This is a genomic window from Curtobacterium sp. UNCCL17 (assembly GCF_000686685.1).
Lineage (GTDB): Bacteria > Actinomycetota > Actinomycetes > Actinomycetales > Microbacteriaceae > Curtobacterium > Curtobacterium flaccumfaciens.
Window position 1 is genome coordinate 1,036,014 of sequence record NZ_KK366000.1, and the last position, 11,945, is coordinate 1,047,958.

The 11,945-nt window shown below is 72.8% G+C and carries 6 protein-coding genes and 1 tRNA gene; all 7 read right to left on the minus strand.

Going from position 1 to position 11,945, the window contains the following annotated elements:
* Positions 1–46: 46 nt before the first annotated feature.
* On the minus strand, positions 47–3,610 hold the full coding sequence (locus BR70_RS22310; RefSeq protein ID WP_051596770.1) for a glycosyltransferase: 3,564 nt from the start codon (positions 3,608–3,610) through the stop codon (positions 47–49).
* Complete coding sequence (locus BR70_RS20375; protein ID WP_081827317.1) at positions 3,607–4,572, minus strand: glycosyltransferase family 2 protein; 966 nt, start codon at positions 4,570–4,572, stop codon at positions 3,607–3,609. The genes BR70_RS22310 and BR70_RS20375 overlap by 4 nt, the downstream gene beginning before the upstream one ends.
* Positions 4,569–5,531: a glycosyltransferase family 2 protein gene (locus BR70_RS0109795; RefSeq protein WP_027465917.1), complete on the minus strand. Its 963-nt coding sequence runs from the start codon at positions 5,529–5,531 to the stop codon at positions 4,569–4,571. The genes BR70_RS20375 and BR70_RS0109795 overlap by 4 nt, the downstream gene beginning before the upstream one ends.
* A 427-nt stretch (positions 5,532–5,958) precedes the next feature.
* Positions 5,959–8,778: an AMP-binding protein gene (locus tag BR70_RS20380; protein WP_051596771.1), complete on the minus strand. Its 2,820-nt coding sequence runs from the start codon at positions 8,776–8,778 to the stop codon at positions 5,959–5,961.
* A 379-nt stretch (positions 8,779–9,157) separates the two neighbouring features.
* Positions 9,158–9,229 (minus strand) — tRNA-Gln (locus BR70_RS0109805).
* Positions 9,230–9,274: 45 nt separating this feature from the next.
* Positions 9,275–10,306: an NAD(P)/FAD-dependent oxidoreductase gene (locus tag BR70_RS0109810; RefSeq protein WP_027465918.1), complete on the minus strand. Its 1,032-nt coding sequence runs from the start codon at positions 10,304–10,306 to the stop codon at positions 9,275–9,277.
* A 6-nt stretch (positions 10,307–10,312) separates the two neighbouring features.
* The gene (gene gltX / locus BR70_RS0109815; RefSeq protein ID WP_027465919.1) at positions 10,313–11,800 is read right to left on the minus strand and encodes a glutamate--tRNA ligase; all 1,488 of its coding nucleotides are present in this window, start codon (positions 11,798–11,800) and stop codon (positions 10,313–10,315) included.
* Positions 11,801–11,945 lie beyond the last annotated feature (145 nt).

Consider the following 11,945-nt stretch of genomic DNA (forward strand, 5'->3'; position numbering starts at 1 on the left):
CGCGACGGTGGCCCGTCGCGTCCGTCGCGGTCTGTCGGAGGTCGGTTCAGTCGGTTGCATGGCGCAGGCCCTCCGTCGTCAGTTCGTACATCGCGGTCGTCCCCGACGACCAGACCCGCTTCCAGTAGGGCGAGGACGCCATGGCGGCGGCGAGCTCCTGGTAGTCGGCATCGCTCTGGTAGCCGTACCGCGCGTCGTAGGCGCCGAAGGGCTCCGCGACCAGGGCGTAGTAGCCGGTGGCCGACCAGTTCACGACCAGTTCCCGCGTCACGTTCGACAGGTCGGCCTCGGCGTCGTAGCCGCCGGTCGGGTCCGGGTACGGGCCGAGTGCTTCGCGGGACAGGTAGCCCACGTCGAAGTACCGTGCGCCGGTGTTGCTCGGGACGGCGTTGGCCGAACCGGTGAGCAGCATCACGGAGCCCGCGGGTGCCGTGCGGTCGTAGTACTGCGTCGCCGCGGACTGGCTCCGGGTCATGACGCGGTTCCAGTCGAGCGAGGTCTGCCCGAACGCACCGATCGCGACGAGCGCCGCCACCGCTGCTCCGGCGACCGCGAACCGCACGGCGGACGGGCGCATCCCCCGCTGCAGGACCGCCCCGACCGGGGCGAACCGACCGGCGGGCATCGGGAGCGCCGCCGCCAGGATCGCGATCCACGGCGTCGCGAAGAGCACGACGCGGAAGACGCCTTCCTGGCCGTAGTTCGTGGCGACGAGCAGCGAGATCGGGCTCGCGGCGGTGGCGAGCAGCGCCCAGTGCGTCCGGTCGCGCCGCATCAGCACGGTCACCAGGGCGATGAGCCCGAGCACCACGAGCGCGGCTGCCGGGATGTCGAACGCCAGGCGCGTGACGAGCGGCTTCGGCAGGACGGTCATGTCGTGCGCGGGCGGCTGCACGTTGTCGAGCACGCGTCCGACCGCCGCGAGCGACAGGAACCGTCCGAGGATGTCACCGTTCAGCGCGGCGAAGACCACCGCCGGCACGAGCACGACGACGGGCAGCCACCAGGGGCGGAGCATCCGGAAGACGATGAGCGTGACGAGTGCGGCGACCGTCAGGTACGGCGAGATCTGGTGCGTCACGGCGAGCACGATGCCGATGAGGGTGATCGCGATGATCCGCGAGAGCCCCACCCGCCGTGCCCGCGGCTTGGCGGCGACCGAGCCGTCGGCGGTGGTGACGGCGGCGTCGCGCAGCGGTCCGGTGGCGAGCACGAGGATCACGATCGACATCAGGATGCCGGTCGACTGCGGCGAGAAGTACGTGGTGTTGAGCGAACCGGTCATCGCGGTCAGCAGCGCTGCGATCCACGGCCGACGGGCGCCGGGCAGCCAGTGCGCCGCCAGGACCCCGACCGCGATGGTCGTGCTGAACGCGAGCAGGACCGGCACCCACGCGGCGATGAGGATCGTGTTGACGATGCCCCCGACATCGGCGACCCAGGCAGCGCCGGCGAACAGGCCGGACCAGGTCTGGAAGATGTCGGCCGACGGGTTGGTCCCACCGAACTGGCGGATGTACTCGACGACACCGATGTGCCGGGCGGCGGCGGTCACGGTCGGCACGCCGTACGTGATCGCCTGGGCGAGCTGCACGACACCGCCGAGCACGACGACGGGCACGGCGAGTGCGCGGCCGCGCACCAGGGCGATGACCGCGGCGGCGACGACGAGCACCAGGCCGACGACCAGGCCCGGGCCGAGCGAGCCGAACAGGCCGGCGGGCACCGGGTCGCCCATGTGGGTGAGCGCGGCGACGACCACGACGACGAGCCCGCCGAGCGAGAGCGCCGTCACGGTGGCGGTCGTGCTCCACCGGGGCCGAGCGGTCGCACGGTGCACGAGTCCGGCGCGACGGAGCTCCGCCACGTCACGGGGTACCGAGACGGCGAGCGCCGCCGCGGTGAGCACGACGACACCGACGAAGGGGACCGCCGGCGCCCAGATGTGGAAGGTCGCCATGGTGTACCCGATGGCGATCGTGCCGACGAGCGACCCGGTGACGGCGAGGACGGCGAACCGTGCGAGGGACATCGGACGGACGAGCAGCATCGGGGCGACCCCGAGCAGGGCGAACAGGAAGACCGCGACGGCGCTCGCCCGCAGCGTGGGCAGCTCGACGACGCTGCCGACGGCGGCCAGCACGAGCGTCAGCACGACGATCGCGGCGGCACCGAGTCGCGCCGCCGGCCCCATCGCGCCACCGGGGGTCGGTCGCGCCGGCCCCGCGGTGTCGAGGCCGCGCTGCAGCTCGTGGCGGCCGTGCGCCGTGCGGTCGATCGTCCCCGCGCCGCCCATGCGTTCCCGGAGCGCCAGGACCGGAGCGGTGAGCACGGAGCGCCGCTCGACGCGACGCAACCGACGCTTCGTCGCCGCGAACTCCGCGTCGACGGCGTCGACGGTGTCCGCGTCGCGCGCGGTGCCCGTCCCGTGGCCGTTCGCCGGAGCAGCGTCGGCAGCGTCGTCGCCCTGCTCGAGGCCGAGGCGCGCGAAGGCGCTGATGGCCTCCGGTGCCGCGTCCACCGAGGCGGTCAGCGTGTCGCGGTCGAGTGCGTTCTTGGTCATCCAGGCTCCGAGTCCGTGGCCGTGCGCGGCAGCGGCGGCGCGGAGCGACGCGACGTCGTCCGCCGATCGCTGCCACGCGATCGCGGCCGGTTCGACGGCGATCGCGGATCCGGCGAACAGCAGTCGTGTGAAGAGGTCGAGGTCGTCGCCGCCGCCGACGCGGGTGCCGGGGCCGAAGGCGGTGTCGAACCCACCGATCCGGAGCGCGGTCGCGCGGTGCACGGCGAGGTTCGCGCCGGTGCCGTAGGCCGAGGCGGCGAAGGGGTGCAGCGGGAGGTCGTCGACCGGGTCGTCGAGCCGGAACACCCGGCGGCGGACGGTCCGCCCACCGGGGGTGCGGTCGTCGTGCCAGCGCTGCGCCGGCGTCCGGAGCTCGGCACTCGGCACGAGCCCGGTGACGCAGGCCACGTCCGGGTCGGCCGCGAAGGCACGGGCGATCGCGGCGATCCAGCTGCCGTCGACGACGGCGCCCTCGTCCACGAACGCGACGACGTCGCCGGTCGCGACGAGCAGGCCGGCGTTCCGCGCGGCGGCGAGGCCGCCGTCGGGCGCGGCGATGGTGGTGACGCGGCGTCCGCCGATGTCGACGGTCGCCACACCGTCGTCGTCGGCGCCGTGCGAGACGACGACGACGTCGAAGTCAGGGTGCCCGTTCGCGAGCACCGACCGCATGGTCGTGCCGGCGGCACCGTCCGTGCAGAGCACCACGGTGACGGACGGCAGCACCAGACCTGCTGCCGGCCGACGCTCGGGTGCCGGCATGGGCCGGATCGCGCGCTGCAGCGCACGGACGTCGATGGTGCCGCCGATGCGGCGGCGTTCGGTGATCTCGGCCTCGACGAAGCCGAGCGGCTCGCCGTGGTCGCGCACGAGCAGTCGTGCACGCCCGTACCCGGCCGATCCCTGCAGGGCGATGACGTCCCGGTGGCTCGACGCGTGCACGTCGGCACGGTCGACCTCGCCGACCCAGAGCGCGCCGTCCCAGGTGGGGACGAGCGGCCCGGTCACGACCGGCGAGAGGACCATCGCCAGGGTCGCGCGGGTCACGGTGTGCCCACCGGCTGCGGGAGCGGGGCGGGTGCGGGCGGGGTCCGCACGACGACGGTGCCGAGGACCCGGCCGACGGCGTAGCCCGCGACCGTCGAGACGACGGAGAGCGCGATCGCGTACGCCCGCAGGCCTCCGCCACGACCGACGTGACGCAGTTCGCGCAGCACGGCGCCCGGGATCACGCGGGTCAGGTAGGTCGACTCGCTGGCGAGCGAGTCACCGGTGCCGACCCGACGGCTCAGCACGGCCTTCGAGATGCCCTCGTAGTAGCTGCGCCGGCGAAGGTAGCGCATCGTCACACGGTCCGGGGAGACCCGGTGCGAGACGTTCGAGCGCGGTTCGTGCCGGATCCGCGCGCCGGGACGGGCCTGGGCGATGCGGATGCAGAGTTCGGTCTCCTCGCAGCCGAGCGGCTGGTTGCCGACGCGGCCGATGCCGGAGCGGAAACCGCCGGCGAGCAGGATCGCGTCGCGGCGGAACGCCATGCTCGACCCGATGACGTTGCGGACGTCGCCCGGGGCCTCGGGCAGCCCGCGGTACGAGCACCCGACGATCCAGAGCAGTTCGTCGGCGTACGGGCCGGGGCCGGTCGCGGTCGGCCAGGACGGCGTGGCACGACCGCCGACACCGACGACGTCGGGGTCCTCGAGCGCGGTGAGCATGTGCCCGAGCCAGTCGGGGTCCGCGGTGGCGTCGTCGTCCAGGAACGCGACGACGTCGGCGTCGGTCAGGGCGACACCGGTGTTGCGGGCCCCGGAGAGTCCGCGGTCCTCGGTGTTCGGGACGACCCGGAGTTCCGGCCAGCGCGCGGCGGCGCGGGCCAGGAGCTCGGGCTCGTGGTCGATGACGACGACGACCTCGGGGCCCTCGGGCTGGCGCTTGGCCGACTCGACGCTGTCCTGCAGGTCACCCCAGCGCTGCTGGGTGTAGGCGCAGATGACGACCGCGACGGTCGTCACGCGACGTCCTCCTCGAGGGCGACGACGGACGCGACGACGGACGCCCCGGCGACGACGGACGCCCCGGCAACGGCGGACGCGGCGACGGGGGTCGCGACGGACGCAGCGACCGGCGACGCAGCGACGGGCGCAGCAGCGACAGGAGCAGCAGCCGGCGCGGCGAGCTGCTCGGCCGGCGGGACGACGCTCATCGCCGCGCGACGGACCTCGGCACGGCCGATGGCGGCACGACGACGCTCGTGCATGATCGACTTCAGCACGCGGATGCCGTCGGTCACGGCGTTGAGGTTGCTGGAGCCGTGCACCCGGAGCTTCTCGTGGCTCGGCACCTCGGTGATCGCGAGCTCGGCGGCCGACCAGCGGCAGGTCAGGACGGTCTCGATCTCGAACCCGTCGCCCCACAGCATCGAACCGTCGGCCGGCTTCGGCAGCTCGGACGACAGCAGACCGATCTCCGGCAGGACGTCCGCCCAGAAGGCGTTGTAGCCGTAGCAGAGATCGCTGTAGCGGGTGCCGAGGATGATGTTGCAGAGCATGTTCAGGCCGCGGTTGCCCATGTTCCGGACGATCGTGATGTCGTCGCTGCCACCGCCGAGCGAGTACCGGGTGCCCTTCGCGACGTCGGCGCCGTCGATGAGTGCCTGGACGAACCGCGGGATCTCGTCGGGGTCCGCGGAGCAGTCGGCGTCGAACATGACGACGATGTCGCCGGTGACGGCCTCGAAGCCGCAGGCCAGGGCGTTGCCCTTGCCCTTGCGGGTCTGGTGCACGACGCGGATGTCGGGCATCACGCGCTGGGCGGCGGCGATGGTGTCGTCGACGGAGTTGCCGTCGACCAGGATCACCTCGTACACGGGCGGGAGCTTCGGGAGGATGATCTCGAGGTTGCGGGCCTCGTTCCGTGCCGGGATGACGACGGAGACCCTCGGGTCTGCAGGGCGAACGGTACGTGCGGGCATGGCGCGGTCCTGTCGGGTCAGGGTTGCTGTCGGGTGGTGGCTCGTCGAGACGAGCGGCGCGTCCTCGGATGACGCATCGACGACGGTGACCGTCGTCGGTCGAGCAGCGGGACGCGGGTACGACGCCGCCTGCTTGCCGCGGGTGAGTGGGTACTCTCCCCCGCGGTTCCAACCATCGCCGTGGCCAGCGGGAGGGTCAATGCGCGGTGCGGTCCCTTGCGGACACCCGGGTGCGGATACGGAAACCCGCAACCCTCGTGCAGGTTGGCCCTCCGGCGCGGCGGCCGACGGGTGGTGGACGCAGGACGAGCGGACGGGCGCGCCCCGCAGAGCGGCAACGCGAAGCGTTGCGCGGGGCGCGCTGACCGAGCCTGCGAGGGAGGTGTGCCAGCCGGCACCGCGCCTCCCGTCCGGTCGTGGGCCGGTCTCAGACCTGCGGTACGTCCGCCGTCTCGAAGGCGGCCCGCAGCGCGACCGCCAGCTCGGCGACGTGCGGTTCCCGCAGCAGCGACGTGTGCTCGCTCGCGATCCGCACCATCTCGGTGGGCCCGCGCAGCAGGGCGGACCACCCGGCGGCGTCGGGGTTGGCGTCGGCGAGGACGTAGGTGGCCCTCCCGTGGAACGGCGTCGGGTGGTGGCGTCTGGTGACGATCTCGGCCTGGTCGAAGAACGCGTCGAAGTCCTTCTGCCCACCGTGTCGCAGCACGCCGGCCGTGTACGCACGGAGCCGCTTGGCGAACAGCGCTCCGTACGGCACGCCCGCGGGCAGCACCCGCCTGACGGCGCGGTCGAGCCCCCGCTGCACGGCCCGGACGGCGGTGTTCGGTTGGTCGCGCGGCTCCATCCGGCCGAAGTGCAGGCGGGCCTGTTCGGACTTCGTGCGGGGCAGGTAGGTGTCGAGCAGGACGACGTGCTCCACCTGCTCCCCGCTCTCGGTCAGGAGCCGGGCGATCTCGAGCGCGACGAGGCCGCCGAGCGAGTGCCCGACGAGCAGGTACGGGCCGCGGGGCTGCACGATGCGCATCAGGGCGAGGTAGCGGCGGGCGCTCCGCTCGATGTTCCAGTCCGGCATCCCGCGGCGCTCGAGGGCGTGCTGCTGGAACGCGTACAGGTCGTGCGCGGGCAGGTGCCGCGAGAGCGGCAGGAACGTCAGCGCCAGGGCACCGCCACCGGCGAAGCAGAACACCGGCGGACGGCCGCCCTCGCGTGCCTCGGACACCTTCACGACGTCGGGGTGGCTCGGCAGCGCGCTCGTCCCGCTCCGCACCCGTCGGGCGAAGGCGCGGAGCGTCGGGTGCTCGAGCACGTCCGAGGAGCGCAGGTCGACGCCGAGCCGGTCCTGCACGACGGCGAGCATCTCCTCAGCGGACAGCGAGTCGCCGCCGAGCGCGGAGAAGTCCTCGTCCAGGTGCACGCCCCGGAGCCCGAGCACCTCGGCCCAGATCTGCCCCACGACGAGCTCCCACTGGTCGTACTCGCCCTCGACCATCTCGGTCTCGACGCTCGGCGCCCCGGGGAGTTCGGCCCGGTCGACCTTGCCACGCTCGTTCCGCGGCAGTTCGGTCATCGGCACGATCGACGCCGGCACCATGTACTCGGGCAGCCGCTCACGGAGCGCCCGGCGGAGCGCGCCCGGTGCCGGGGTGCGGTGCCCCGGGCGACCGACCACGTAGGCGACGAGCCGGGTGACGGAACCGGGGTCGACCTGTGCCGTCACGACCGCGTCGTGCACCTCGGGGACCGCGCGGAGCGCCGCCTCGACCTCACTCGGCTCGACCAGGTAGCCGCGGACCTTCACGGCGTCGTCGGATCGGCCGAGCAGCACGAGCCGCCCGTCGGGGTCGACGCGTGCCAGGTCGCCCTGCCGCCAGCTCGGGGTCCCGACGGGGATGCCGGCGACGGCCTCGGCTTCGCCGGTGTGTCCGGCCCGTTCGGCGGTCTTCTCCGGCGCGCCCCAGTAGCCCGCGGTCAGGGCGTCGGAGACCACGACGAGCTCGCCGGTCTCCCCTGGGTCGGCAGGGCTGCCGTCCTCACGGAGCACGAGGACCGTCTTGCCGGGCAACGGCCACCCGGCGGGCACGACGCCCTCGGGCACCGGCTCGCCCGGGGCCACCGGGCAGTAGGCGACGCACGCGGTCTCGCTCGAGCCGAAGGCGTTCAGGAGCAGTGTGTCCGGGTCCAGGTGGGGTCGAGCCGCGGCGAGGTCGGCGCCGGTGACGGACTCGCCCGTGGTCATCAGGAAGCGCAGCCCGCCGAGCACCGGTGCGGTCCCGGCTGCGGTCCCGTGCGACCCGGGGGCGCTCTGCGACCCGATGATCGACCGCAGCAGGTGCGGGGTGCAGACGAGCACGTTCACGTCGTCGTCCCGGAACCGCCCGAGCAGCCGCTCGACACCGAGTTCACGCGGCTCGAGCAGCACGATGGTGCCGCCGCAGAGCAACGTGTCGAACGAGAACAGGAGCCCGGCGGCGAAGGACAGCGGCAGGACGACACCGAGCCGGTCGCCGGGGCCGAGTCCGAGCGCGACCGCGTCCTGTTCGGCATCGGCGATCTGCTGCCGGTGCGTCAGGACGACGCCCTTCGGCATGCCGGTCGAGCCGGAGGTGAAGACGATGGCGAAGGGGTCCCGCCCGCCCGGGCGCACGCCGACGGTGTCTCCCGACGGGGCCGCGCCGGGACCGCCCGCGTCCAGCGGTTCGCCCGCGTCCAGCGGTTCGCCCGCGTCCAGCGGTTCGCCCGCGTCCAGCAGTTCGCCGAGTGCGTGCACCCGGCCGTCCCGCTCCGCGACGACGGCAGCGGCCAGCGCCGCACGCTCGGTGTCTGCCACGATCTCGTCGACGCCGGCGAGCCGGGCCACGTGCGCCAGGCGTGCTGCGGGCAGGTGGTCGTCGAGCACCACCACGGTCCGTCCGGCACGCACCAGCGCGAGGATGCCGATCACGGCCTCGGTCGACTGCCCCGCCATCAGCCCGACCGGCTTCGACGCCCCGCCCGGGGTGTCGCCGACGCCGGCGCCGCTGTGGTCGTCGGGTCGGAGCGTCACGGCCAGGGCTGCGGCCAGCGCGCGCGAGGCCCGGTCCGCTTCGGCGTAGGTGTACGGGCGGCCGTCGCCCGCGAGCGCGGCGGCGTCGCCCCGGAGTGCCACCACGCGGTCCCAGCGGTCCAGCACGGAGTGGTCGGCCGCCGCGGGCACGGCTGCGGGGTGGTTCCAGGGATCGACGGTCGTCAGCGGGTCGACGGAGGTCACGATGACACCTCGGGTGCTCAGCAGCGGACCGCCACGACTCCCGCGACGGTCTTCCGACCGTAGGTCCGCGCTCCCCCCGCCCGCGAGCAGTCGAGAGTCCGGTGCGGGGAACCGCAACCGGCCTGGAGGCGTGGCCTGCGCCCGCCACGGACGGTACGACTCCGGAACGACCGGACCACCGCCGTGGGCGCCTTCCGCACGGCGGCTCGCGCCGGCTCGGGGATCGTGCGGTTCCGCGCAACCTCCGGATCAGCCGTGGCGTGACCGTGGATGTGCCGTGCATCCCCGATGAGGACGCTCGGAACCAGCGCGGCCGCGAACGAGAACAGCCTGGAACGAGAACAGCCCCCGGGAGATCCCGGGGGCTGTTCATCGAGTGCTGGGGTACCTGGACTCGAACCAAGAACGACGGTACCAGAAACCGCTGTGTTGCCAATTACACCATACCCCAAAAGGCCTGTCGGCCTTCTGGCCCGGTCACCCGGGGCACGATCAACTACTGTACAGCATCCCGGAGGTCTGCAAGACCACCCACCAGGTCTCGGTGCACGGCGGCGGCGGTCGCGGCTCCGTGTCCGGCGGCGACGATGAGCTGCTCCGGCCCGGGAGGCGTGACGTCTCCCACGGCGTAGAGCCCCGGGACGGACGTCCGGCCCACCCGGTCGACCACGAGGAGTCCCTGCGTGTCGCGCTGGAGCCCCTCGAGCGCTCCGGGCGTGTCGCCGTTCGCGGCCGTGTTCCCGCTCGTGGCGCTCGTACTCGTGGTGGCGCTGGTGCGCAGCCAGTCGAGGTCGGCGTGCCACACCGGTCGGACGAACCCACCGGTCCGCGGCTCGACGTGGCCGTCGGCGAGCCGGACGCCGGTCATCCCGGAGCGATCGCCCTCGAGGTCCTCGACGACCCGCTCGTCCACGACGACCCCCGCCGACGCCAGCCGAGCGCGGCCGGCGTCGTCGAGCGGCGCCACCCCGTTCGTGTAGACGATCAGGTCGTCGGTCCAGGAGGCGATGAGCAGCGCCCGGTCGACCACGTCGTCGGTCTCGCAGATGAACGCGAGCGGCTGCCCGGCCTTGTCGTACGCATCACACTCGACGCAGCTGTGCACCGCGGTGCCGTAGAACGCGCGGAGCATCGGCAGCGCCGGGAACTCCTCACGCAACCCCGTCGCCACGACGACCGTCCGGGCGCGGGCCTCGTGCTCGGTGCCCCGCCACGAGCCGTGCACCCGCCAGGTGTCCGTGTCGACGTCCGGGGCCACCAGGTCGACGACGGACTGGACGACCGTCGCCTCCGGGTACCCCTCGACCTCGGTCCGCCCGAGCTTCCGGAGCTCGAGCGGCGAGATGCCATCGCGCGTCAGGAACCCGTGCGACCGGAGCGTCGCGGCGTTCCGGGGGCGGTTCGCGTCGACGAGCAGCACGGTGCGCTTCGCACGGACCAGGTTGAGCGCAGCGCTCAGCCCGGCCGGACCAGCGCCGATGATCGCCACGTCGTGCACGACCGGGACGGTGTGCGCCGTGCTGCTCACGGTCGGTCAGCGCGCCGCGAGGGCGCGGAGCCGGGTCAGGGTGGACTCCTTGCCCAGGATCTCCATCGACTCGAACAGCGGCGGACTGATCCGACGTCCGGACACCGCCACGCGCAGCGGGCCGAAGGCGACGCGGGGCTTCAGGCCGAGCTCGTCGATGAGGGCTGCACGGAGCGCGCCCTCGACGGCCTCGGTGGTCCAGTCCTGGACGCCCTCGAGTGCCGCGGTGCTCGCCGCCAGGACCGTCGCCGTGTCGCCCTTGAGCGAGGCCAGGGCGTCGTCCTCGACCACCAGGTCGGCGTCGGAGGTGAACAGGAACCCGAGCATCGCCGGTGCCTCGCCGAGCAGCTGCATGCGCTCCTGCACGAGCGGAGCCGCCTTCGTCAGGACCTCGAACTGCTCCGGGGTCGCCGGGTCACTGATGAACTCCGACAGGTACGGCAGCAGGCGCGACCGGAAGTCCTCCGGCGCCAGCAGACGGATGTGGTCCCCGTTGATCGCCTCGGCCTTCTTGTGGTCGAAGCGGGCCGGGTTCGGGTTCACGTCGGTGACGTCGAACGCCGCGACCATCTCGTCGATCGAGAACACGTCGCGGTCCGGGCCGATCGACCAGCCGAGCAGCGCCAGGTAGTTGACGAGCCCCTCCGGGATCATGCCGGCGGCACGGTGGTGGAACAGGTTCGACTCGGGGTCACGCTTCGAGAGCTTCTTGTTGCCCTCCCCCATCACGTACGGCAGGTGCCCGAACACGGGGATGGAGGGCGCGAGACCGATCTCGTACAGGGCCTCGTACAGGGCGATCTGCCGTGGCGTCGACGACAGCAGGTCCTCACCCCGGAGCACGTGGGTGATGCCCATCAGGGCGTCGTCCACCGGGTTCGTGAACGTGTACAGCGGCTTGCCGTTCGGGCGGACCACCACGAAGTCGGGGAACGTGCCCTGCTTGAAGGTGATCTCACCGCGCACCAGGTCGTCGAAGCTCAGGTCACGGTCGGGGACCCGCAGCCGGAGTGCCGGCTCGCGGCCCTCGTCGCGGAAGGCCTGGCGCTCGGCATCGGTCAGGTCACGCTCGTGGTTGTCGTACCCCTGCTTGGGGTCACGACCGGCGGCCTTGTTGCGGGCTTCCATCTCGTCCGGCGTGACGAAGGACTCGTAGACGTGGCCGGATTCCTTGAGCTTCGCGATCACGTCGTCGTAGATCGCGGTTCGCTCGGACTGCCGGTACGGTCCGTGCTCGCCGCCGGCGTCCACCCCTTCGTCCCAGTCGAGCCGGAGCCAGCGGAGCGCGTCGAGGATCTGCGCGTACGACTCCTCGCTGTCGCGGGCGGCGTCGGTGTCCTCGATGCGGAACACGAGCTTGCCGCCGGTGTGGCGGGCGTACGCCCAGTTGAAGAGCGCCGTACGGATGAGCCCCACGTGCGGAGTCCCCGTCGGGCTCGGGCAGAAGCGGACGCGGATGTCGGAGCCGGAGGCGGTGGTGAATGGCGCAGTCATGACCCGTCAACCCTACCGCGGCACCTGTCCCTCCCACCTGCCCTGTGGATGGGCCGTGAACGCAGAAAACCCCTGACCATGAATGGTCAGGGGTTCCCTGGTTCTTCTACGTTAAGTCCGGCGGCGTCCTACTCTCCCACAAGGT